Raw genomic sequence first — 22,691 nt, 5'->3', positions numbered from 1 at the left:
CTAGTTGCCCTCCGCCGCGATGTCGAGCTGGCCGGTGGTGGCCTCGATCAGCTCACCCCACGCGCTCTCGAACTTCTCGACGCCTTCGCGCTCGAGCAGCGCGAACACATCGTCGAGATCGATACCCACCGCTGCCAGATCGGCGAAGACCTGAGCGCCCTCGGCGCCACGGCCGCTGAGCGTGTCGCCCAGCACCTCACCGTGATCGGCGAACGCCTGCAGCGTCTTCTCCGGCAGGGTGTTGACCGTGTTCGGGCCGACGAGCTCGGTGACGTAGAGGGTGTCGGGGTAATCCGGGTTCTTCACCCCGGTCGACGCCCACAGCGGCCGCTGCCGGTTGCCGCCCTGTGCGGCCAGGTGGTTGTAGGTGGAGGTGTGCGCGCCACCGTCGAACACGTCCTGGTACTCGGCGTACGCCAGACGCGCGTTGGCCACACCGGCCTTGCCACGCAGGGCGAGGGCCTCCGGGGTGCCGATCGCCTCGAGGCGCTTGTCGATCTCGGTGTCCACGCGGGAGACGAAGAACGACGCCACCGAGTGGATCTTGGCCAGGTCGTGGCCACCGATCTTGGCGTTGCGCAGACCGTCGAGGTAGGCGCCCATCACCGCGCGGTAGCGCGGCACCGAGAAGATCAGCGTCACGTTCACGCTGATGCCCTCGGTGATCACCGAGGTGATGGCGGGCAGACCGGCCTCGGTGGCCGGGATCTTGATGAACAGGTTCTTGCGGTCGACGATCTTCCACAGCTCGATCGCCTGGGCGACGGTCTTGTCGGCGTCGAAGGCGAACCGGGGATCGACCTCGATCGACACCCGCCCGTCCACGCCGCCGGTCGCCTCGAACACCGGCGCGAGCACGTCGCAGGCGGCGCGCACATCGTCGGTGGTCATCGTGCGGATCGCCGCGTCGGCGTCGGCGCCTTGGGCCGCAAGGTCTTTCAGCTGCGCGTCGTAGGCGTGGCCCACGCTCATCGCGGCCTGGAAGATGCTCGGGTTGGTGGTGACGCCGACGACGCTGCGGGTCGCGACCAGGTCGGCGAGATTGCCGGACTGGATGCGTTCGCGCGAGAGATCGTCGAGCCACACCGAGACGCCCGCGGCCGAGAGCGCGGCGAGATTCTCGTTCTGTGCCATGGTCTTACCCCTTCACCTTGTCGGTGGAACGCAGTGCCGCGCGGACGACGGCATCGGGGGTGATACCGAATTCGCGGTACAGAGTCTTGTAATCGGCCGACGCGCCGAAGTGGTCGATGCCGACGACCTCACCCGCGTCACCGACGAATCGGTGCCACGGCATCGCGATACCGGCCTCGACCGCGACCCTGGCCCGCACCGACGGGGGCAGCACCTCGTCGCGGTATCCCTGATCCTGCACGTCGAACCACTCCACACACGGCATCGAGACCACGCGGGTCGGGATGCCCTGCTCTTCCAGCGTAGTGCGCGCGGCGACCGCGAGGTGGACCTCGGAGCCGGTGCCGATGAGGATCACTTCCGGTGTGCCGGTGGACGCCTCGACCAGCACGTAGCCGCCCTTCTTGACACCCTCGTAGCTGGTGCCCTCCAGGGTCGGCACGTCCTGACGGGTGAGTGCCAGCGCGGACGGGCCGTCCTGCTGCGGCGACTCGTACACCGGGAAGTGCGAGGTGTGCTCGTCGGAGTCACGCTCGAGCACGGTGCGCCAGGCGTGGACGGTCTCGTTGGCGTCCGCGGGGCGAACGACGTTGAGGCCGGGGATGGCGCGCAGCGCGGCCAGGTGCTCGACCGGCTGGTGGGTCGGGCCGTCCTCGCCGAGGCCGATGGAGTCGTGGGTCCACACGTAGATGGCGGGCACCCGCATCAGTGCGGCCAGGCGGACAGCCGGGCGCATGTAGTCGCTGAACACGAGGAAGGTGCCGCCGTAGGGGCGGGTCGGGCCGTGCAGCGCGATGCCGTTGAGGATCGAGCCCATCGCGTGCTCACGGATACCGAAGTGCAGGGTGCGCCCGTACGGGTTGGCCTTCCACGCGCCGGTGGAGATCGACTCGGGGCCGAAGCTCGGCTGGCCGGGCATCGTGGTGTTGTTGGACTCGGCCAGGTCGGCCGAACCGCCCCACAGCTCGGGCAGCTCGTCGGCGACCGCGGCGAGGAACTTGCCCGACGCCTTGCGGGTGGCCATGCCCTTGGGGTCGACCTCGAAGCTCGGCAGCGCCTCGGTCCAGCCCTTGGGCAGCGAGCGGGTCTGCAGGCGATCGAAGAGTTCCTTGTTCGCCGGGTTGGCCTCGGCCCACTGGTCGAAGCCCTGCTGCCACTCCGCCTGTGCCTCGGCGCCGCGGGCCAGTGCCTTGCGGGTGTGCTCGATGACGGCCGGGTCGACGTCGAAGGACTTCTCCGGGTCGAAGCCCAGCGCCTTCTTCACCGCGGCGACCTCGTCGGGGCCCAGCGCGGCGCCGTGCGCGCCACCGGTGTTCATCTTGTTCGGGGCCGGGAAGCCGATGATGGTGCGCAGGATGATGATCGAGGGCTTGGACGTCTCGGCCCTGGCCGCGTCCAGGGCCTTCTCGATGGCGACCACATCTTCGCCGCCCTCGACGATCTGCACTTGCCAGCCGTAGGCCTCGTACCGCTTGGCCACGTCTTCGGTGAAGGCGATGTCGGTGTCGTCCTCGATGGAGATCTCGTTGTCGTCGTAGATCACCACGAGGTTGCCCAGCTGCTGGGTGCCCGCGATCGAGGAGGCCTCGGCGGTGACGCCCTCCTGCAGGTCGCCGTCGGAGGCGATGGTGTAGATGAAGTGGTCGAACGGGCTGGTGCCCTCGGCGGCGTTCGGGTCGAACAGGCCGCGCTCGCGTCGCGCTGCCATCGCCATGCCGACCGCGGAAGCCAGACCCTGACCCAGCGGGCCGGTGGTGATCTCGACGCCGTCGGTGTGGCGGAACTCGGGGTGGCCCGGGGTGAGCGAGCCCCACTGGCGCAGCTGCTCGAGGTCGGTCAGCTCCAGGCCGAAACCGGCCAGGTAGAGCTCGATGTAGAGGGTGAGGCTGGAATGCCCACAGGACAGCACGAACCGGTCGCGACCGACCCAGCGCGGGTCCGCGGGGTTGTGGCGCATCGTGCGCTGGAACAGGGTGTAGGCCACCGGCGCGAGGCTCATCGCGGTACCGGGGTGCCCGTTGCCCGCCTTCTGCACGGCGTCGGCAGCGAGTACCCGGGCGGTGTCGACGGCCAAGGTGTCGAGGTCCGTCCAGTCGCTGGGGTAGTTCCGCTGAGTGAGGGCGCGAATGTCGTCTGTGACTGGCACGACCGTGGTTCTCCTGACCTAGGTTTCGTCGACGGCGATAGCTTGGCAGCGGCGATGATGTTCGACAGCGGGTCGCACGCGGCCGGGATGCGTACCGATGTACAGGAATACCCTAGTGGTGCTGCTACAGCGGTTGGCGCGAACCCTGGCGTTGAGTCTAGTTCGGATCGCACTGAGTCGGCGGTGTGCGGTGTAGACCATCGCCGCCGCGTGGGCCGAGCCCGTCGCGATGCCGTTCACCTGCGCGTCGATGCGGGTTCACCGCCGCGTGGGCCCGGGATGCGGGCTCGTGGGGCGGAGTGACCGCGCCCACGGTGGCGGGGGTCTGGCGCGGAGCGGCAGGTGAGTGGGTCTACCATCCTCTGTAGTAGTGGCCGCGCCGCAGCCGCGCGCTGCTCGTTCCATTACCGGAAGCGAAGCGAAGCACAGCGTGCGAGGAGAAACAGTGCGGATCGGTCACGAGCCGGGTAGTAGCGGTGCGCACGGAACTTCGTCGACGGCGCTGGCCGACCGCCTCGCGGGCGACAGTCTCGCCGCGCGGATTGTGCGTAAGCCCCTTGCCTACATCGCGCTCACCAAACCACGCGTCATCGAGCTGCTGCTCGTTGCCACCATTCCGACGATGTTGCTGGCCGACCGCGGCACAGTGGACATCCGGCTGATCCTGGTCACCCTGTTCGGTGGCTGGATGGGCGCCGCCAGCGCCAACACTCTCAACTGTGTGGCCGACGCCGATATCGACAAGGTGATGAAGCGGACCGCGCGCCGCCCGCTGGCCCGCGAGGCGGTGCCCACCTCGCACGCGTTCGTCTTCGGTGTCGCGCTCGGCGCGATCTCCTTCGCCTGGCTGTGGTGGCAGGCCAACCTGCTCAGCGGGTTGCTGGTCGTCGCGACGATCCTGTTCTACGTTTTCGTCTACACCAAGGGCCTCAAGCGCCGGACCTCGCAGAACGTGGTGTGGGGCGGCGCGGCCGGCTGCATGCCCGCGCTGGTGGGCTGGTCGGCGGTGACCGGCGATATCGGCTGGCCCGCGGTGGTGCTGTTCGCGGTGATCTTCTTCTGGACGCCGCCGCACACCTGGGCACTGGCCATGCGCTACAAGGAGGACTACCGCGCGGCCGGCGTGCCGATGCTGCCGGTGGTCGCGACCGAGCAGGTGGTGACCAAGCAGATCGTCATCTACACCTGGTTGACGGTGCTCGCGACGATGGCGTTGGTGCCCGCGACGGGTGTCATCTACGCGGCGGTCGCCCTGGTGGCCGGTGCCTGGTTCCTGCTGATGGCGCATCAGCTCTACGCCGGGGTGCGCCGTGGCGAGTCGGTGAAGCCGCTGAAGCTGTTCCTTCAGTCGAACAACTACCTCGCGGTGGTGTTCTGTGGTCTGGCCGTCGACTCGGTGCTCGGGTGGGACACGATCGGTAGCCTCGTCGGGCTGTGAGGCATCCTCGAACAGTGGCCGGGCAGCGATGCCCGGCCACTGTTATGTCCGGACCTGGTCTGGTAGCGGCCTCGCCGGATCAGGGGGAGTGGACGACCTCGAAGCTCACCAGCGATGGGCGAGGTGGCCGTCGGGTCGGATCAGGATGGCGGTGCCCGCGGTCGCCGAAAAGGCGGTGAAGGCGTGTCCGTCGGTGTCGACAAGTGTCACAGACGCCGGTCGGGCGGATGACTCGGACGGGGCGTCGACGCGGCGAATGTCGACCGTGAGAACGCCGGATCCGTCGATCGGTGTCGCTGGAGAGTCGGATGTGGAGTTCGCGCCTGCCGCGAAGGCGGGGAGCTCGATGTCGACTGAGTCGTTGGTCGGGGCGAAGCGGAGCAGGGTCGCGTGGGGGCCTCGGAAGACGTCGAACAGGCGGATCGGGCGGCCGGTTTCGTCGTGCAGTGTGGCGTCCGGCGCGCGGTCGCCCGCGACGAGGGGGCCGTCGTCGTCGGGGCAGCGATAGGTGATGGCGAGCTGGCGGGTTTCGGGGCCGCGGTGCATCGCGTCCTCGTCGCCGTCGACGAGTTTGTCGAGGAGTTCGGTGCTCAGGCCGAGAATCCGGGCCGCGACCGTGCGACGTTCGGGTTCGTAGGTGTCGAGCGGGGCCGGGACGCCACCGAGGGCAGCGGCCAGTTTCCAGCCCAGGTTGTAGGCATCCTGAACGCCGGTGTTCAGGCCTTGGCCGCCGGTGGGCGGATGGACGTGGGCGGCATCGCCCGCGAGGAACACCCGGCCGTCGCGGAAGCGTTCGGCGAGTCGAATATTGGGGCGCCACACCGTGATCCAGGACAGATCGTGCAGCACCAGGCCTGTCTCGGGACCGTGGCGGTCGGCGAGATCCTGCAGGGTGGCCAGATCGGGGAAGCGGTCGTCGGTCAGCGGGGCGGCGAACTGGAAGCGTTGCGCGCCCGGTAGCGGGGACAGGGCGAACCCGGTCATCGGCTGGTCGGCCGCGGCGGCGAACCAATAGCCGTACTCGTGGTCGAGGGAGTCGGCGCGGACATCGCCGAGCAGCATCTTGATCGACTCGTCGGTGCTGCCCTCGAACGCGATCCCGAGGCGCTTGCGCACCGTGCTCGCGCCACCGTCGGCGCCGACCAGATAGCTCGCGCGCACCGTCTCCGATGTGCCGCCGCGTTGCAGCATCGCGGTGACGCCTGCGTCGTCCTGGGTGAATTCGACCAGCGCCGTGGCGAATTCGACTGTTACCCCGAGCTCGGCGAGCCGCGCCCGCAGGATCGCCTCGGTGTCGGACTGACCGAGCACCCAGGTGTTCGGATACGGCACATCCGGGCTCGGCTCGACCGGCTCGGCCATGCGGCGCTCGCCGACGAAGGTCCCCGCGAAGTAGGCGCGCATCACCGGGACCTCGCGCCCGGCGGCCAGTACCGCGTCGATGACGCCGAGGTCGTCGAACACCTCCAGGGTGCGCGGTTGGATGCCGTCGCCGCGCGACCCCTGGAACGGCGAATCGGCCCGGTCGACGAGCCGGACGTCCACGCCGCGCCGTGCGAGGTCGAGGGCGAGGGTGAGACCGGTCGGGCCCGCGCCCGCGATGAGTACCTGTTCTGACATGGAAATGCCTCCTGCGACAAGAACTGAACTAATATTCAGTGAATATGAATTCAGTTTCAGTGTTGGTACCGTGCTTGTCAAGGAGGTGATGTCCGGTGGTGGGCAGCAGGCGCGAGAAATCCGCGGAGACCGAGCAGGCGCTCAAGGACGCCGCCCGGCAGGTCTTCGCCGAACACGGCTACCTGAACGCGAAGATCACCGACATCACCACCGCCGCGGGCCGCGCGGCCGGCTCGTTCTACAACCACTTCGCGAGCAAAGAGGAACTGCTGCAAGCACTTCTGCGCGATATGGCGGTGGCAAGCGACGAGCGAGCGGCCGACCCGGAGCACAACGGCGACTTCACCGACCCGGCGGCGGTCCGCTACCACGTGCGCGGCTACTGGACCTTCGCCCGCGAACACGCCTCGGTCCTGCGCGCGATGGGCCAGGCAGCGCAGGTCAGCCCGGATTTCGCCCGGATCATCGCGGGCTTCGGCGCCGAACAACGCACCGACATCGCCGACCACGTAGCGGACTTCCCGGAACGGGGGCTACGCCTGCCGGGAACGGTCGACGCCAGCCTGGCGATGATGTTCGCCGCGGTCGACGGAATGTTGCGCATGGTCGAAGACGGCTCGGTGACCCTCACCGACGAGGAGGCGATCGAGTCGATCACCCGTTTCGTCTACCGCGGTCTGACCGGCCGCGACTACTAGGTCATGTCCCCCAGCCCGACCCGACGGCCTACCGATCGTGAACTGGAAATCCGATGGGAAGCATGACCTAGCCGAATCGTCATCGGCCCGCCGCCGCGAACGGCCCCGATACCCTAACCGTCGAGCAGGACGGGCAGTCCGTTCAAGGCCGCGAAGCTGATGGAATTGAGATAGGCGATGACCTTGCTCGCCTGCTCACTCTCGGGGATCGCGAGGTCCAAGAGGGGGCCTGCTTCCTCGTCGAGGATGATGAGGCGGAAGGAGATGGCGAGCAGCTTCGCATAGGACCAATCGAAGCCCTGGCCGATGAACAGCATCTCGAAAACCTGGTCCCCGGTGAGTATTTCACCAGTCGGCCATTGCCGGACAGGGGCCACTGGGGACTCGAAGAAGGTCCGGCTCGCCGCCCGTACCTCGGCCGCCTGACTACCGTCCCAGCCGAAATGGTCCCACCCAGCTTTGAATTCGGTACCCGCGCCCGCCGCGGTGAGGTCATCGGGCAACATTGACAGCAGCATTTCCTCGGCAGCGAGGTCGAGGGGATAGTTGACCCGGCCGTAGCAGCCAAAGCCGCTCTGTCCGTCGTTATTGGCTGGGCAGGCTAGGCAATCGTCGACGAAGGCGTCGAGCTGGGCCGCTCGCTCGAGTGCTTTGGTGACGCTTGACCTGACTTTCACCGCGCCCGTCGGGCGCGTCACCACATTGCTGAAAGTCAGTCTGCGCCAAGGCCGTCCGCCGTTGCGCTGGTGATCGTCAAGCGTGAACATCGCCGCACCTCGCAGGATGAGCAATTCGAGGATCTTTTCGGTGCCGAGCGTCTGCTTCGGCCGACACGGTAGGTCAACGACGTAATCTAAAGCCACGCCGTCACCCTAATCAGCAATCGCGACCGACGCGGTGGACAGCAAGAGGACCACGTCGTCCGCGGTGACGTCCGGGTAGAGCGAATCGTTGCGGTGCGCGGCGGCGACCAGCTGCTCGACGGCGGCACGCCCGCGCGCCTGGATCTCGCGGAGTGAGTCATCGGCCACCCCGGCGACGACGAATCGGAGCAGGCGTTCCTGCCGCATGTCGATCATCACGTGGCGCAGTAGTGCGATCACCTCGTCGATGGCCGAGCTGGTCCCGTCCTCGGCTCTGGCGAGCGCCGAGTTCAGCGACCGGTCGACGCCCTCGGCCAGATCGGCCACGATGCTCGCGATCAGATCCTGCTTGGTCGGGAAGTCCCGATACAGCGTGCCCGTGGCGACACCCGCTGCCGTAGCGATCTCGTCCATGCCGATGCCCGGCCCTTCGCGCTGAGCGCATCGCGAGACGGGCACCCGGAGCGAAGGTCGACGCGGTCGCTCTCGACGATCCTGCGAGATCGGCTGGAAATGCTTATGCCGTATCGAAATTGGCGAATCTGCTGTTCACCTATGAGCTCGATCGCCGACTCGCGGGAACGTCGGCCTGCGCACTGGCCGCTCATCCCGGCGGCGCGAGCACCGAGGTGTTCCGGTACTCCCCGGCGGTCTTCCGTCTGCCGAATCTCGCCGTCGCCCGCCTGTTCGGGCGCACCCCCGCCATGGGGGCGCTCCCGACTCTGCGTGCCGCGACCGATCCGGCCGCGCAGGGGAGTGAATACTACGGACCCTCAGGACTTTTCGAGATCGGCGGCTATCCGGGGCGGGTGCGCTCCAGCTCTCGCTCGACGGACCGCGAGAGCGCTCGGCGACTCTGGGAAGCTTCCCAGGAACTGACCGGTGTCCGCTTCCTCGGGTGAGTGGACAGTCGGGGCTACGGCAGCAGCACGATCGAGCCGGTGGTCTTGCGCGCCGCGAGATCGCGGTGAGCCTGGGCCGCGTCGGCCAGCGGGTAGGTGGCGCCGATGCGGAGATTCAGGGTTCCCGCCGCGATCCAGTCGAAGACATCGGTGGCGCGCCACAGGAATTCGGTGCGATCGCGGGTATAGGCGCCCAGCGACGGGCGGGTCAGCCAGAGCGAACCGGCGGGGTTGAGGCGTTGCGGGTCGAAGGGCGGGACCGCGCCGCTGGCCGCGCCGAACAGGGCGAGGGTGCCGCGGATGCGGAGGGCGGCCAGGCTCGCTTCGAAGGTGCTGGCTCCGACACCGTCGTAGACCGCGGCTACGCCGATGCCGTCGGTGAGGTCGCGGACGCGGGCGGCCAGGTCGTCACCGTAGCGCAGGACGTCGGTGGCGCCCGCTTCGCGGGACAGCTTCTCCTTGGCATCGGTGGAGACCGTGGTGATGACCCGGGCGCCCTTCGCGACGGCCATCTGAGTGAGCAGCAGACCGACGCCGCCCGCGCCCGCGTGGATGAGAACCGGGTCGCCGGGTTCGGGCGAGAACACCGATTCGGTGAGGTAATGGGCGGTCATGCCCTGCAGGAGGGCGGCGGCCGCCACGGCCGGTTCGACGTCGTCGGGCACCTTCACCGCCACGGCCTCGTCGACGGCGACCAGGTCCGCGTAGCTGCCGGGCGCCGACGCCCAGGCGACGCGGTCACCGACGGCGAACTCGGTGACATCCGAACCGATCGCCACCACGCTGCCCGTGCCCTCGGAGCCGGGGATGTAGGGCGTCGCCTGCGGATACTGGCCCGTGCGGAAGTAGATGTCGATGTAGTTGACGCCCACACCCTGGGTCTCGACCAGCAGCTGACCGGGCCCGGCCTGCGGGTCTGCCAGTTCGACGTACTGCAGGACCTCGGGACCACCGTGCTCGGAAACCTGAATCGCGCGCATGAGTCCTCTTTCTACACCCCGTGTTCCAGGCCACTCGAGGCTGGACTGGAAACTACCAGCCGGTAAACTGCGGTGCATGAGTACAACCGCCGCCCCCGAGGCCGTGAAGGTGCCGGCCGAGGTCGAGAAGTCCATCGTGAAGTTCCTCGCCCAGCACGGTGGTTCGGGAACGGCCGTGCTGCAGTACATCGGCAAGCAGGGCGTGCGGATCACCCTGGTCGGCGCCGACGGCATCCTCGGCGACCGGGTGGTCGGCGACATGGCGACCGCGAAGGCGCTCGTGGAGCGCGTCGACGGCCTCGCCGAGACCGACGAGTGGAGCCGTGAGCTGGGCTCGATCGTCACCCCCGCGCCATCGCACTGGGCCAAGATGGCCGGCTGGGTCGCCCATCAGACCAAGTTCCCGAAGGCGCGCAACTGGAAGTTGTTCGCGGGCGCCTGATCTCCGCGCCGTACCACGAGCATCGAACGGCCCGCGATCGAATACTCGATCGCGGGCCGTTCTCGTTGTGTCGCGGGTGTTTCGGCGTGCTCGGTCAGTGCACGGAAGCCTGCGCCACCGCGGGAGCGTCGACCTTTTCCCGCGTTCGCAGCGACGCCCACAGTGCGGCGGTCGCTGCGGTGCACGCCGCTGCCCCGCCGACGTGGATGGCGACGAGCGCGGCGGGCACATCGGTGAAGTACTGCACGACGCCGACCAGCCCCTGGGCGAGCACGATCGCGAGCAGGACGAACAGCCGCTTGCGGATCGCCGGGGTGATCCCTACGGCGAAGAGCCCGAATGTGAGTCCGATGAGCAGCGCGAGATATCCGATCATCAACTGCGAATGCAGGTGCACCAGGGTGACGATCTCGACTTCCAGTCGCTCGACCTGCCGCTCGATGCTCTTGTCGCCGGCATGGGGCCCGGCCGCGGTGACCAGCGTGCCCGCGATCAGCACACCCGCGAGGGCCACGCCGGACAGCGCGGTGAGCCAGCGGAGGGGAGCGGGTACCTGGACGGTCTCGATGCCGTCGTCGGGTTCGCAGATCTTCGCGTACAGCACCACCGCCAGCCAGACCATCACCATCGAGACCAGAAGGTGCACGGCGACGGTCCACCACAGCAAGCCGGTGCGCACGGTGATACCGCCGATGATCGCCTGCACGACCGTGCCGCCGGGCATCAGCCAGGCATAGGTCAGGACTTCCCTGCGCCGCCGTGCCCGGATGACGGCCAGCACGATCAGCCCGGCGCACAGCGTCACCGCGAAGGTGAGCAGCCGGTTGCCGAACTCCACGGTCTGGTGCAGGACGGGCACCTCCGATACCCCGATGGGGGTGAAGCTGCCGGGGAAGCACTGCGGCCAGGTCGGGCAGCCGAGGCCGGAGGCGGTGACGCGCACGATCGCGCCGGTCACCGAGATTCCCGCCTGGCTCAGGATCACCGCGATGGCGATGAGCCGCTGCACCCGCAGCGAGGGGAGCGGCAGCCGGTCGACGAGGCCAACGAAGGCGCGATACAGCACGTCAGGAATGGTACCGGCCAGGATTTCGACGCTGATACCAGGGCTACTACAGTGCGTCGTTGGTCACGTCAGTGGAACCGGAACAGCCGGGTCGCCAGCCATCCGCACACCACGCCCCACGCCGCGAGCACCGCCACTGCGAACCAGTCGATCGACCCCGTCAGCGCCGTGTCCAGCGCGAAAGCCAGCGCCCCGGACGGGATGAGCCGCGCGATCACGGTCAGGGCGGTGGGCAGGGTGTCGCCGACGAGGACCAGGCTGGCGATGCCGAGCATGATGAACCACAGGATATTGGCCAGCGCCAGCACGACCTCGGCCTTGAGCGTCCCGCCCAGCAGCAAGCCCATCGCCGCGAAGGTGGCCGTGCCGAGGGCGATCACCAACGCGCCGAGGGCGAGTCCGCCGATCCCGGGCCGCCAGCCCAGCGCCACACCGATCGCGCCGAGCAGCATCGCCTGCAGCACCACCACGATGAGCACGGCGGCGCACTTGCCCGCGATCACGCCCCAGCGGGGCAGCGGTGTCGCGCCGAGTCGTTTGAGGGCGCCGTAGCGGCGGTCGAAGCCGACCGCGATGGCCTGGCCGGTGAACGCGGTCGACATCACCGCGGTCATCATCACCATCGGCACGATCCGGTCGACCCGGTGCTCGCCCAGGTCGCCGAACGGCAGCAGGGTGAGCCCGACGAGCAGGGTGATCGGGATGAACATGGTGAGCAGCAGCTGTTCGCCGTTGCGCAACAACAGTTTCAGCTCGAGCCCGGTCTGCGCGGTGAGCATCGTCGCGCGCGAGGCGGGCCGCGGATCGGGGGTGAAGGTGCCGGGCAGGAAACGGCTGGTGGTCTCGCTCATCCGCGCAGGTCCCGTCCGGTCAGTTCGAGAAAGACGTCTTCGAGGCGACGCTGGTCGATGCGGATGTCGGTGGCCAGCACGTCCATCCTGGCGCACCAGGCGGTGACGGTGGCCAGCACCTGCGGGTTGATCTCGCCCTCGACGAGGTAGGTGCCCGGTGTGGTCTCGCGTGGCGAAAAGCCTTCCGGGAGAGCCGAGGTGAGCAGGTTCAGATCGAGTTTCGGTGGGGCGCAGAATCTCAGCTGGCCCGCCGCGCCGTGGGCGGTGACCTCGGCGGGCGTGCCCTGGGCGACGATCTGCCCGTGATCGATGATGACGAGCTGGTCGGCGAGCTGCTCGGCCTCGTCCATCATGTGCGTGGTGAGCACGACGCTCACGCCGTCGCGGCGCAGGGCGTCGATGAGTTCCCAGACGATCAGCCGAGCCTGCGCGTCCAGACCGGCGGTGGGTTCGTCGAGGAACACGATCTCGGGCTTGCCGACCAGCGCGCACGCAAGCGCCAGACGCTGCTGCTGACCACCCGACAGGCGGCGATAGGGAGTGCGGCGATTGTCGCGCAGGCCCAGCGTCGACAGCAGCCAGTCGGGATCGATCGGATCGGCGGAGTAGGACGCGACCAGGTCGAGCATCTCGCCCGCGCGGGCGCCGGGGTAGGCGCCGCCGCCCTGCAGCATCACGCCGATGCGCGGACGCAACTGCTCGGAGTCGGCGATCGGGTCCAGGCCGAGGACGCGGACCGTGCCCGCGTCCGGGCGCACGAAGCCCTCGCACATCTCGACGGTGGTGGTCTTGCCCGCGCCGTTGGGCCCCAGCAGCGCGAACACCTGGGCGGGCTCTACATCGAACCGGAGACCGTCTACCGCTGTGGTCTCGCCATAGCGCTTGACCACACCGTCGACGCTAACGGCGGATCCAAGGCGTGTTGTCACAACTGCGCCTCGCTGACGCTCGGCTCCGTCGCGCCAAAAGGTGCTGTGCCCTTGGTTCGCTCGCTGCGCTCCCTCACGTTGTCACACGGTAAGCCGTGCCCTCCTGTGACGGAGCCGACACCCCCGGCTGCGCCCGCCACGGCAGCGTGTGCCGGGTGAGCGCGAAGAACAACGCGAAGCACACCACGGCGGCGAGCGCGGCGCCGATGATCTGGAAGACCTGGAATTCCGCACCACGCGGCATCACCAGCATGGAGACCACCGCCGAGAAGGCGACGGCGGGCACGCGGAACACCGGCTGGGTGGCCCAGGCCGCGAGCGGCACGATCGCCCAGAGCAGGTACCAGGGCTGGACCACGGGGAACAGCAGCACAATGGCCGCGAGTGAGACGCCGAGCGCGCCGACGGGATGGAGCCGGCCCATACCGGTGGCGACGAGCATGCGGACTGTCACGTAGCCCGCGACCACCGCGGCGATGGGCCGGGTGATCGACAGCAGCGCGGTGGTGTGGTCGCCCAGCCCGAGCAGCACACCGCCGAAACCGGTGACGATCCCGATGATGGTCGGCAGCGACATCCAGCTCCGGACGGCATTGGCGACGCTGAGGGTATTGACCCAGCCGAAGCCGAGCCCGCTGGCGAAACCGATGAGAAGCGTTGTCGCCACGGCGATGACGCCCAGCAGAGCCGCGGCCTTGACGACGGCGATGAGCGTGCCGCCCCAGCGTCTGGCCAGTGCCATGCCGACGAAGCCGAGCGCGATGATGGAGGTGAGCTTGATCGACGACGAGAGCGTGATCACCACCGCGCCACCGATCAGCAGCCCGTAGGCCCGGGCGTCGAAGGGTGGCAGATTCATGGCCGTCAGCCGGTCGGGTCTGCCTCCTTCGCCGTAGATCGCGCGCAGCATGAGCTCCACCCCGGCCAGCATCAGCCCGAGCATCAGCGCGTCGTTGTGCACGCCGCCGACCAGGTGGAACAGCACCAGCGGATTGGCCGCGCCGAGCCACAACGCACTCACCGGCGCCACCCCGCAGCGCACCGACAACCGCGGCAGCGCCCACACGATCAGCGCCACTCCGGCCAGCGCCAGCAACCGGTGCACCCAGACTCCGGCGATGATGTTGTCCCCGGTGAGCTCCGCGATACCGCGACCGATCCAGAGGAACAGCGGACCGTACGGCGCGGGCGTATCGCGCCAGATCGTCGGCACATTGTTGGTGAGCACATTGTCGATTCCGAGCCCGGCGACGGGGCCTTCGGAATAGGGGTCGATGCCGCGGGCGGCGATCTCGCTCTGTGCCAGATAGGAATAGACGTCGTTGCTGAACATCGGCGGCGCCACGGACAGCGGAATGATCCACAGCAGCAGCGTGCGGTCCAGTTGCGAGCGGCTCAGCCGGTGCAGTGGCGAACCCGCGAGTCCGCCGATCGCGAAGCGTCCGAGCAGCAACCACGCACCGATCACCAGCGCGGTGCCGAACATGCACATCGCCAGCGATCCGGTGTGCGCTCGCGCGAAGATGCCGAGCACCCGCACGCCCGAGACCGGATTCTGGTGCACGGGTTGGGCGCCGATGCCCAGCGCCGCGATCGCCATCAGTACCGCGCCGGTCGCGCCCATCAGCCGGATCCGGTCCAGTTGCGCGCGTTCGCTCTTGTCGAGCCCGGGGACCTCGGTCTCGTCGCGATGCAGCACCGCGACGGTGTGATCGGGCGCCGACACGTCGAGCCCGAGAGCTCGCCGCCCGACCGCCAGTGTCTTGCGCGCCGCGCCCTCCAGTACCGCCACGAAGTCAGAGCCTAGTGTGCGGGGACCCGACAGGGTTCGTCAGTCGTTCACGCACCGGGGGTGCGCCGGTCGCGGCGGACTACCTGGGTGCTTCGACGGGGGTCGGCGCGGTCACGGCCGGTGGTCCGACGAAGGCCGGGTCCGCGCGCAACGAGAGCGCGGCGGCGACGATCACGCCCACACAGATCAGCGCTACCGCACCGAGCGCGGCCCAGCCGATGCGCTGCGCGGATCGCTGATCGCGGGCCGACAGCCAGCCGGGTACGAACAGGATGCCGAGCGCGCTCAACGTGCCCGCGGCCAGACCGCCGAGGTGACCCCACAGCGAGATTCCCGGGATCGAGAAGCTGATCAGCACGTTCACACCGATGACCACCAGCATCGGGGTCGGGCTCTGCCGCAGCCGGATCAGCGTCACCGTGACAGCGCCGAACAGGCCGTACACGGCACCGGAGGCGCCGGCCGTCGCCGTCACCGAATCCGACAGCGCCATCACCGCCGCCGACCCACCCAGCAGCGAGACCAGATAGACGCAGCCGTACCTGATCCTGCCCAGCACCTGCTCGAGGTCGCGCCCCACGACATACAGGGCGAACATGTTGACCAGCAGATGGATCGCGCCGTAATGCAGGAACCCCGAACCGAGCAGCCGCCACCACTCGCCGTCGGCCACCAGCAGCGGCACCAGGACGAACTCCCGGAACACCGACGACCCGCGGTAGTTGTACATCGGGCTACCGGCCTGCGCCGCGGTGAGCACATAGACCAGCACATTGACCGCGATCAACCCGTAGGTCACGTACGGAACCGCGCCGCCCTCGCGCGCGCCGCCGACGGTCCGCACCGGTCGCACGTCCTGCTGCCCCTGCCGGACACAGTCCACGCAGTGCTGCCCGACCGCCGCCGGACGCAGGCAGTCCGGACAGGCGGGCCGCCCGCATCGCGTACACGCGAGTCCGGTAGGCCGATCAGGATGACGGACACACGTGGGTGTGAGCGGGTTCGACACCCTGCCATCGTGCCAGACCGCCCCCTGCGCCCGCCGGGTTCGCCACCGCGCACCCGGACCGTCGCTCGCCGCGTTGTGGTGCGAATATCTCCTGCGAGCAACGCCGTGCGAGCGTGCCGGGCGGACCGTTCGGCACCGGGTGCGGTGTTGCCGGGCGCCGGGTGGTCGCGGTTGCCGACCTGTGCGATGGGTCACCCGGCCGAGCGGCCGGGATCGGTCCGCAGGGGCCGCACCTGGGGTTTTATCGGGCGGGGGAGCACCCCGATGATCTTCATCGCAGGTCAGGGCACCCTTTGTCAGGTGACCCTTATTAGATTTAGGGAAGCAATTCCGCCACACTGGTGTTGTGAAAACCGTGGGTTTGCGGACAGACGTGGAAAGTGACGGTCGTAAGACGACCGGCGCTCGGTCGTCGGCTGTCCCCGCGGCGACCGCGCACGAAGGGCAGACCAGGGCGGCCATCGTCCAGTTGCTGCTCGAGCAGGGGCCGATCACCGCGACGGCGATCGGCACCGAACTCGGTCTCGCGCCCGCCGGGGTGCGCAGGCACCTCGACGCGTTGATCGACGCGGGCCAGGCTCGGGCGAGCCGCTCCGCGCCGTGGCAGCAGAAAGGGCGCGGTCGACCGGCCAAGCAATACCAGCTCACCGCGGCGGGCCGGGGCAACCTCGGGCACGCCTACGACGATCTGGCCGGGGCGGCGATTCGCCAGCTCGGCGAGATCGGTGGCGACGCCGCGATCGCCGAATTCGCGCGCAAGCGGGTTCGCGTGATCGTCGACGGCATCGAACCCGTCACCGACCACACCGCACCGGTGATCGAGGCCAAGGTCGAGGAGATCGCGGAAGCGTTCGCCGACGCCGGTTTCGCCGCCACCACCCGTCAGGTCGGCGCCGGTGTGCAGATCTGTCAGCACCACTGCCCGGTGGCCCATGTCGCCGAGGAGTTCCCGCAGTTGTGCGCGGCCGAATTGGACGCTTTCCGCGACCTGCTCGGTACCCACGTGCAGCGCCTTGCGACGATCGCCAACGGCGATTGCGCCTGCACCACCCACGTACCGCTGGTCGCGGTGCCGAAGACCCCAACCGCCGCACAGCCCGCGGCGGGACGAACGAACGACTCCGGAAGGAGTGCCGAATGACGACCTCGACCGACCAGGTACAACCGCTTACCCAGGACGAAACCATCGCCTCGCTGGGCACCTACGGTTACGGCTGGTCCGACTCCGATGTGGCAGGCGCCAGCGCCCAACGTGGCCTGTCGGAGGCTGTCGTTCGCGACATCTCGGCCAAGAAGAGCGAAGAGGAGTGGATGCTCGACCTGCGCCTCAAGGCGCTGCGCATCTTCGACCGCAAGCCCATGCCGAACTGGGGTTCCAACCTCGAGGGCATCGACTTCGACAACATCAAGTACTTCGTGCGCTCGTCCGAGAAGCAGGCCGAGAGCTGGGAAGACCTGCCCGAGGACATCAAGAACACCTACGACAAGCTGGGCATCCCGGAGGCGGAGAAGCAGCGTCTGGTCTCCGGTGTCGCGGCGCAGTACGAGTCCGAGGTCGTCTACCACTCCATCCGCGAGGACCTGGAGAAGCAGGGCGTCATCTTCCTCGACACCGATACGGCGTTGAAGGAGCACCCGGAGATCTTCCACAAGTACTTCGGTTCGGTCATCCCCGCCGGTGACAACAAGTTCTCCGCGCTCAACACCGCCGTCTGGTCGGGTGGCTCGTTCATCTACGTGCCGCCGGGCGTGCACGTCGACATCCCGCTGCAGGCCTACTTCCGGATCAACACCGAGAACATGGGCCAGTTCGAGCGGACGCTGATCATCGTCGACGAGGACGCCTACGTCCACTACGTCGAGGGTTGTACAGCGCCGATCTACAAGTCCGACTCGCTGCACTCCGCGGTCGTCGAGATCATCGTGAAGAAGGGCGGCCGCTGCCGCTACACGACCATCCAGAACTGGTCGAACAACGTGTTCAACCTGGTCACCAAGCGTGCCAAGGCCGAAGCCGGCGCCACCATGGAGTGGGTCGACGGCAACATCGGCTCCAAGGTGACCATGAAGTACCCGGCGGTCTGGATGACCGGCGAGCACGCGCACGGCGAGGTCCTCTCGGTCGCGTTCGCGGGCCCCGGCCAGCACCAGGACACCGGCGCCAAGATGCTGCACCTGGCCCCGCACACCTCCTCGACCATCGTGTCGAAGTCGGTGGCGCGTGGCGGCGGTCGCGCGTCGTACCGCGGTCTGGTCCAGATCAACAAGGGCGCCAACGGTTCCAAGTCGACCGTGAAGTGTGACGCGCTGCTGGTCGACACGATCAGCCGCTCCGACACCTACCCCTACGTCGACATCCGCGAGGACGACGTAACGATGGGTCACGAGGCGACCGTCTCCAAGGTCTCCGAGGATCAGCTGTTCTACCTGATGAGCCGCGGCCTCACCGAGGACGAGGCGATGGCGATGGTGGTGCGTGGCTTCGTGGAGCCGATCGCCAAGGAATTGCCGATGGAGTACGCATTGGAACTGAACCGGCTCATCGAGCTGCAGATGGAAGGGGCCGTGGGCTGATGTCGACGCTCGAGACGCCGATCCAGAATCCTGGCGCGGGCGCCGCGGTCAACAAGGGTGAGGTCTTCACCTCGTTCGACGTGAACGCATTCGAGGTCCCGTCGGGTCGCGACGAGGCGTGGCGGTTCACCCCGCTGCGCCGTCTGCGCGGCCTGCACGACGGCACCGCTGTCGCCGACGGTCAGGCAACCGTCGAGGTGAGTGAAGTCGCCGGTGTCACGGTGGAAACGGTGGGCCGCACCGACTCTCGTCTCGGCCAGGCCGGTACTCCCGCTGATCGTGTTGCCGCCCAGGCCTATTCGGGTTTCTCCGAGGCGACCGTGATCACCGTCGGCCCGGAAACCGAAGTGTCGGACCCGGTCACCGTCACCATCACCGGTCCCGGTGAGGGCAAGACCGCCTACGGTCATCTGCAGGTGCGCCTGGACAACTTCGCCGTCGCCACCGTGGTCATCGACCAGCGCGGCGGCGGAACCTACGCCGAGAACGTCGAATTCGTGCTCGGTGACAGCGCCAAGCTCACCGTCGTCGCGGTCCAGGAATGGGACGAAGACGCCGTGCACGTCACCGCGCATCACCTGAAGCTGGGTCGTGACGCGAACCTGCGCCACGTGTCGGCGACCCTCGGTGGCGACCTTGTTCGCCTGTCGGGCACCGTGCGCTACGCCGGTCCCGGTGGCGAGGCCGAGCTGTTCGGCCTGTACTTCGCCGATGCCGGTCAGCACTTCGAGCAGCGACTGCTGGTCGATCATGCCGAGCCCAACTGCAAGTCCAATGTGCTGTACAAGGGTGCGCTGCAGGGTGATCCGGCCTCGCCCAAGGGTGACGCTCGCACGGTCTGGATCGGCGACGTGCTGATCCGCGCGGCCGCCGAGGGCACCGACACCTACGAGGCGAACCGCAACCTGGTGCTCACCGACGGCGCGCGCGCCGACTCGGTGCCGAACCTGGAGATCGAGACCGGCGAGATCGCCGGCGCCGGACACGCGAGTGCCACCGGCCGTTTCGACGACGAGCAGCTGTTCTACCTGCGCGCTCGCGGCATTCCCGAAGACGTCGCCCGCCGCCTGGTGGTGCGTGGCTTCTTCTTCGAGATCATCCAGAAGATCGCGGTCCCCGAGGTCCGGGAGCGGCTCGAGGCGGCCATCGAGGCCGAACTCGCCACTGTCGGTATCTGACTCACCTACTTCCCACGAAGGACTCTAATTCGATGACCACCTTGGAAATCAAGGACCTGCACGCGGAGATCACCACCCCCGAGGGTGAGTCCAAGCAGATCCTCAACGGCGTGAACCTCACCGTGAAGTCCGGCGAGACGCACGCCATCATGGGCCCCAACGGCTCGGGCAAGTCCACGCTGTCCTACGTGATCGCGGGCCACCCGAAGTACACCGTCACCCAGGGCACCATCACCCTCGACGGCGAGAACGTTCTCGACATGTCGGTCGACGAGCGCGCCCGCGCGGGCCTGTTCCTGGCCATGCAGTACCCCGTCGAGGTCCCCGGCGTCTCGATGTCGAACTTCCTGCGCACCGCCGCCACCGCCGTGCGCGGCGAGGCCCCCAAGCTGCGCACCTGGGTCAAGGAGGTGAAGGAGTCGATGAAGGAACTCGACATCGACTCGGCCTTCGCCGACCGCTCGGTGAACGAAGGCTTCTCCGGTGGCGAGAAGAAGCGTCACGAGGTCCTGCAGCTGGGTCTGCTCAAGCCGAAGATCGCGATCCTCGACGAGACCGACTCCGGTCTGGATGTCGACGCGCTGCGCATCGTCTCCGAGGGCGTCAACCGCTACAAGGAGCGCGAAGAGGGCGGCGTGCTGCTGATCACGCACTACACCCGCATCCTGCGCTACATCAAGCCCGACTTCGTGCACGTGTTCGTCAACGGCAAGATCGTCGCCGAAGGTGGCTCCGAGCTGGCCGAGGAACTCGACGCGAACGGCTACGAGCGCTTCACGTCCGCGACCGCTGGAGCCTGACATGACCGCGACGGTGCCAGCCCTCGACGTGGCCCGGATCCGGGCCGACTTCCCCATCCTGCACCGCACGGTGCGGGACGGGAAACCGTTGGTGTACCTGGACTCCGGTGCCACTTCGCAGCGTCCGCTGCAGGTGCTGGACGCCGAGCGCGAGTTCCTGCTCACCCGGAATTCGGCGGTGCACCGCGGTGCCCACCAGCTGGCGGAGGAGGCGACCGACTCCTACGAGGAGGCGCGCGCCGACATCGCCCGCTTCGTCGGCGCCGACACCGGCGAGATCGTGTTCACCAAGAACGCGACCGAGTCGCTGAACCTGGTGGCCAACGCGTTCGGTGACGACCGGTTCCCCTACAAGGTGGGCCCCGGCGACGAGATCGTCATCACCGAGCTCGAACACCACGCGAATCTCGTTCCGTGGCAGGAGCTCGCGCGTCGGACCGGTGCCACCGTGAAGTGGTACGGCATCACCGATGACGGCCGCATCGACCTGGATTCGCTCGAACTGTCTTCCGCGACAAAGGTTCTCGCGTTCAGCCATCAGTCGAACGTGACCGGCGCGGTGGCTCCGGTGGACGAATTGGTCCGCCGGGCAAAGGCCGTCGGCGCGCTCGTCGTGCTCGACGCCTGCCAGTCGGTGCCGCACATGGCGGTGGACTTCCACGAGCTCGGGGTCGATTTCGCCGCGTTCTCCGGCCACAAGATGCTCGGCCCCATGGGTGTCGGCGGACTGTACGGCCGCCGGGCGCTGCTGGAGGAGACGCCGCCGTTCATCACCGGTGGGTCGATGATCGAGACCGTCACCATGGAGAAGACCACCTACGCGCCGCCGCCGCAGCGCTTCGAGGCGGGCACGCCGATGACCTCGCAGGTCGTCGGATTGGCCGCCGCGGTGCGCTATCTCGAGGACCTCGGCATGGACGCGGTCGCCGCGCACGAGCACGCCCTCACCGGTGCCGCGCTCGACGGTCTGTCCGGGATCGAGGGCGTGCGCATCGTCGGGCCGATCGAGAACGTGGACCGTGGTGGCGCGGTGTCGTTCGTGGTCGACGGGATCCACGCCCACGATGTGGGCCAGATCCTCGACGACCAGGGTGTGGCCATCCGGGTCGGGCACCACTGCGCCTGGCCGCTGCACCGCAAGTTCGGTGTCGCCGCCACCGCGCGTGCCTCGTTCGCGGTCTACAACACCCTCGATGAGGTCGACGCGCTGGTTGCGGCCGTGCGGAAGGCCAAGACCTTCTTCGGAGTTGCCTAGATCATGCGTATGGAACAGATGTACCAGGAAGTGATCCTGGACCACTACAAGCACCCGCACCACCGCGGGCTGCGGGAACCGTTCGGTGCGCAGGTGCACCACGTGAACCCGACGTGCGGTGACGAAGTGACGATGCGCGTGCAGATCGACGACGCCGGTGAGGTCGCCGACGTCTCCTACGACGGCCAGGGCTGCTCGATCAGCCAGGCCGCCACCTCGATCCTCACCGATCAGGTGATCGGGCTGCCGGTGCAGCAGGCGCTGAAGGTGGTCGACTCGTTCAGCGAGATGATCTCCAGCCGCGGCACCGTCGAAGGCGACGAGGACATGATCGGCGACGGCATCGCCCTCGCCGGTGTGAGCAAGTACCCGGCGCGGGTCAAGTGCGCGCTGCTCGGGTGGATGGCGTTCAAAGACGCTGTCGTGCAGATCAGTTCGGCCGAGGAAACCAAGGCACCGATGGGAAATGGGGAGTCTGCCACATGAGTGAGAGCACCGATACCGCACAGACCCCGGACGTCGCGCAGGCAGTCGAGGTCGACAAACCCGCCGAAGTCGAGTTGACGGCCGAACAGATTCAGCACCTCGAGGACCTCGAGGAGGCGATGCGTGACGTCGTCGACCCCGAACTCGGCATCAATGTCGTCGACCTCGGCCTGGTCTACGGCCTGTCGGTCGACGGGGAGAACGTCTGCACCCTCGACATGACGCTCACCTCGGCGGCCTGTCCGCTGACCGACGTCATCGAGGACCAGTCCCGCAACGCCCTGGTGCGCAGCGGTATGGTCGAGGATCTGAAGATCAACTGGGTCTGGATGCCCCCGTGGGGCCCGGACAAGATCACCGACGACGGCCGCGAACAGCTGCGCGCCCTCGGCTTCACGGTGTAGCACCGCGCTTTTCGGGCCCGGATCCTGGCTGGATCCGGGCCCTTTTTGCGGTTATGTGTCGACCGGTCTCGGTGTGATGATTCCCGTTCTGGTTGGTTGTCACCGGGCGATCAGTGATGATCTT

General features: G+C 68.0%; 21 protein-coding genes and 1 pseudogene. 11 read left to right on the top strand and 11 right to left on the bottom strand.

Annotation, left to right across the window (positions count from 1 at the left end; all coding sequences use genetic code 11):
• Complete coding sequence (gene tal, locus ACWDXS_RS14965) at positions 1-1,134, bottom strand: transaldolase (protein WP_378627090.1); 1,134 nt, start codon at positions 1,132-1,134, stop codon at positions 1-3.
• 4 nt (positions 1,135-1,138) lie between these two features.
• On the bottom strand, positions 1,139-3,280 hold the full coding sequence (gene tkt, locus ACWDXS_RS14960; protein WP_449965897.1) for a transketolase: 2,142 nt from the start codon (positions 3,278-3,280) through the stop codon (positions 1,139-1,141).
• A gap of 502 nt (positions 3,281-3,782) precedes the next feature.
• On the opposite strand from tkt, the gene ACWDXS_RS14955 reads away from it, so the two are divergent.
• Entirely contained in the window at positions 3,783-4,718 is a 936-nt protein-coding gene (locus tag ACWDXS_RS14955) for a heme o synthase (protein ID WP_378989137.1), read from the top strand.
• A gap of 105 nt (positions 4,719-4,823) precedes the next feature.
• On the opposite strand, the gene ACWDXS_RS14950 is transcribed toward ACWDXS_RS14955, so the two are convergent.
• Entirely contained in the window at positions 4,824-6,338 is a 1,515-nt protein-coding gene (locus tag ACWDXS_RS14950; RefSeq protein WP_449965894.1) for an FAD-dependent monooxygenase, read from the bottom strand.
• A gap of 95 nt (positions 6,339-6,433) precedes the next feature.
• Between ACWDXS_RS14950 and ACWDXS_RS14945 the strand changes: the two genes are divergently transcribed.
• Positions 6,434-7,036, top strand: a complete 603-nt coding sequence (locus ACWDXS_RS14945) for a TetR/AcrR family transcriptional regulator (protein ID WP_378656032.1) — start codon at positions 6,434-6,436, stop codon at positions 7,034-7,036.
• 113 nt (positions 7,037-7,149) lie between these two features.
• Here the strand turns inward: ACWDXS_RS14945 and ACWDXS_RS14940 are convergent, their stop codons facing one another.
• Positions 7,150-7,899, bottom strand: coding sequence for a hypothetical protein (locus tag ACWDXS_RS14940; RefSeq protein ID WP_378989099.1), 750 nt, complete (start codon positions 7,897-7,899; stop codon positions 7,150-7,152).
• Positions 7,900-7,908: 9 nt separating this feature from the next.
• Entirely contained in the window at positions 7,909-8,358 is a 450-nt protein-coding gene (locus ACWDXS_RS14935; protein WP_449965889.1) for a TetR/AcrR family transcriptional regulator, read from the bottom strand.
• Positions 8,359-8,414: 56 nt separating this feature from the next.
• On the opposite strand from ACWDXS_RS14935, the pseudogene ACWDXS_RS14930 reads away from it, so the two are divergent.
• Positions 8,415-8,801 (top strand): annotated as a pseudogene (locus ACWDXS_RS14930) (short-chain dehydrogenase); the annotation flags it as partial.
• 14 nt (positions 8,802-8,815) lie between these two features.
• On the opposite strand, the gene ACWDXS_RS14925 reads toward ACWDXS_RS14930, so the two are convergent.
• On the bottom strand, positions 8,816-9,781 hold the full coding sequence (locus tag ACWDXS_RS14925) for a quinone oxidoreductase family protein (RefSeq protein ID WP_387442979.1): 966 nt from the start codon (positions 9,779-9,781) through the stop codon (positions 8,816-8,818).
• A gap of 76 nt (positions 9,782-9,857) precedes the next feature.
• On the opposite strand from ACWDXS_RS14925, the gene ACWDXS_RS14920 reads away from it, so the two are divergent.
• Entirely contained in the window at positions 9,858-10,223 is a 366-nt protein-coding gene (locus tag ACWDXS_RS14920; RefSeq protein ID WP_378989102.1) for a hypothetical protein, read from the top strand.
• A gap of 94 nt (positions 10,224-10,317) precedes the next feature.
• On the opposite strand, the gene ACWDXS_RS14915 is transcribed toward ACWDXS_RS14920, so the two are convergent.
• The 5 genes from ACWDXS_RS14915 to ACWDXS_RS14895 all read right to left on the bottom strand — a co-directional run bounded on the left by ACWDXS_RS14915 (position 10,318) and on the right by ACWDXS_RS14895 (position 15,870).
• Positions 10,318-11,289, bottom strand: coding sequence for a COX15/CtaA family protein (locus ACWDXS_RS14915; RefSeq protein ID WP_378989103.1), 972 nt, complete (start codon positions 11,287-11,289; stop codon positions 10,318-10,320).
• Between the two features lie 68 nt (positions 11,290-11,357).
• Positions 11,358-12,140 (bottom strand): ABC transporter permease, encoded by a 783-nt coding sequence (locus ACWDXS_RS14910; RefSeq protein WP_379313225.1) that lies wholly within the window; start codon positions 12,138-12,140, stop codon positions 11,358-11,360.
• Positions 12,137-13,030: an ABC transporter ATP-binding protein gene (locus tag ACWDXS_RS14905; RefSeq protein ID WP_449965884.1), complete on the bottom strand. Its 894-nt coding sequence runs from the start codon at positions 13,028-13,030 to the stop codon at positions 12,137-12,139. The genes ACWDXS_RS14910 and ACWDXS_RS14905 overlap by 4 nt, the downstream gene beginning before the upstream one ends.
• Before the next feature lie 112 nt (positions 13,031-13,142).
• Entirely contained in the window at positions 13,143-14,861 is a 1,719-nt protein-coding gene (mptB, locus tag ACWDXS_RS14900; protein ID WP_378989106.1) for a polyprenol phosphomannose-dependent alpha 1,6 mannosyltransferase MptB, read from the bottom strand.
• Between the two features lie 79 nt (positions 14,862-14,940).
• The gene (locus ACWDXS_RS14895) at positions 14,941-15,870 is read right to left on the bottom strand and encodes a rhomboid family intramembrane serine protease (protein ID WP_378989107.1); all 930 of its coding nucleotides are present in this window, start codon (positions 15,868-15,870) and stop codon (positions 14,941-14,943) included.
• A 346-nt stretch (positions 15,871-16,216) separates the two neighbouring features.
• Here ACWDXS_RS14895 and ACWDXS_RS14890 point away from each other — a divergent pair, with 346 nt between their 5' ends.
• Genes ACWDXS_RS14890 through ACWDXS_RS14860 form a run of 7 tightly spaced genes read left to right on the top strand, consistent with a single transcriptional unit; the run spans position 16,217 to position 22,567 of the window.
• Positions 16,217-17,011 (top strand): helix-turn-helix transcriptional regulator, encoded by a 795-nt coding sequence (locus ACWDXS_RS14890; RefSeq protein ID WP_378989108.1) that lies wholly within the window; start codon positions 16,217-16,219, stop codon positions 17,009-17,011.
• On the top strand, positions 17,008-18,444 hold the full coding sequence (gene sufB / locus ACWDXS_RS14885; protein ID WP_378989109.1) for a Fe-S cluster assembly protein SufB: 1,437 nt from the start codon (positions 17,008-17,010) through the stop codon (positions 18,442-18,444). The genes ACWDXS_RS14890 and sufB overlap by 4 nt, the downstream gene beginning before the upstream one ends.
• Complete coding sequence (sufD, locus tag ACWDXS_RS14880; protein ID WP_378989110.1) at positions 18,444-19,622, top strand: Fe-S cluster assembly protein SufD; 1,179 nt, start codon at positions 18,444-18,446, stop codon at positions 19,620-19,622. The genes sufB and sufD overlap by 1 nt, the downstream gene beginning before the upstream one ends.
• 32 nt (positions 19,623-19,654) lie before the next feature.
• Positions 19,655-20,422: a Fe-S cluster assembly ATPase SufC gene (gene sufC, locus ACWDXS_RS14875; protein ID WP_067452582.1), complete on the top strand. Its 768-nt coding sequence runs from the start codon at positions 19,655-19,657 to the stop codon at positions 20,420-20,422.
• Between the two features lies 1 nt (position 20,423).
• Positions 20,424-21,677: a cysteine desulfurase gene (locus tag ACWDXS_RS14870; protein ID WP_378627113.1), complete on the top strand. Its 1,254-nt coding sequence runs from the start codon at positions 20,424-20,426 to the stop codon at positions 21,675-21,677.
• A 3-nt stretch (positions 21,678-21,680) separates the two neighbouring features.
• Positions 21,681-22,163: a Fe-S cluster assembly sulfur transfer protein SufU gene (sufU, locus tag ACWDXS_RS14865; protein WP_056810385.1), complete on the top strand. Its 483-nt coding sequence runs from the start codon at positions 21,681-21,683 to the stop codon at positions 22,161-22,163.
• Complete coding sequence (locus tag ACWDXS_RS14860) at positions 22,160-22,567, top strand: metal-sulfur cluster assembly factor (protein ID WP_378989111.1); 408 nt, start codon at positions 22,160-22,162, stop codon at positions 22,565-22,567. Before sufU ends, ACWDXS_RS14860 begins: the two co-directional genes overlap by 4 nt.
• The last annotated feature ends 124 nt before the right edge of the window (positions 22,568-22,691 follow it).

Source organism: Nocardia sp. NPDC003183, assembly GCF_053590715.1.
The sequence above is the reverse complement of the archived record's forward strand: the minus strand, read 5'-3'. Positions and strand labels throughout refer to the sequence as shown.

What these genes read in the sequence shown, in the direction of transcription:
- sufB (WP_378989109.1), top strand. Translation starts at nt 17,008, where the DNA reads ATGACGACCTCGACCGACCAGGTACAACCGCTTACCCAGGACGAAACC.
- ACWDXS_RS14925 (WP_387442979.1), bottom strand. Translation starts at nt 9,781, where the DNA reads ATGCGCGCGATTCAGGTTTCCGAGCACGGTGGTCCCGAGGTCCTGCAG.
- sufC (WP_067452582.1), top strand. Translation starts at nt 19,655, where the DNA reads ATGACCACCTTGGAAATCAAGGACCTGCACGCGGAGATCACCACCCCC.
- ACWDXS_RS14910 (WP_379313225.1), bottom strand. Translation starts at nt 12,140, where the DNA reads ATGAGCGAGACCACCAGCCGTTTCCTGCCCGGCACCTTCACCCCCGAT.
- ACWDXS_RS14950 (WP_449965894.1), bottom strand. Translation starts at nt 6,338, where the DNA reads ATGTCAGAACAGGTACTCATCGCGGGCGCGGGCCCGACCGGTCTCACC.
- tal (WP_378627090.1), bottom strand. Translation starts at nt 1,134, where the DNA reads ATGGCACAGAACGAGAATCTCGCCGCGCTCTCGGCCGCGGGCGTCTCG.
- ACWDXS_RS14920 (WP_378989102.1), top strand. Translation starts at nt 9,858, where the DNA reads ATGAGTACAACCGCCGCCCCCGAGGCCGTGAAGGTGCCGGCCGAGGTC.
- ACWDXS_RS14870 (WP_378627113.1), top strand. Translation starts at nt 20,424, where the DNA reads ATGACCGCGACGGTGCCAGCCCTCGACGTGGCCCGGATCCGGGCCGAC.
- sufU (WP_056810385.1), top strand. Translation starts at nt 21,681, where the DNA reads ATGCGTATGGAACAGATGTACCAGGAAGTGATCCTGGACCACTACAAG.
- ACWDXS_RS14860 (WP_378989111.1), top strand. Translation starts at nt 22,160, where the DNA reads ATGAGTGAGAGCACCGATACCGCACAGACCCCGGACGTCGCGCAGGCA.
- sufD (WP_378989110.1), top strand. Translation starts at nt 18,444, where the DNA reads ATGTCGACGCTCGAGACGCCGATCCAGAATCCTGGCGCGGGCGCCGCG.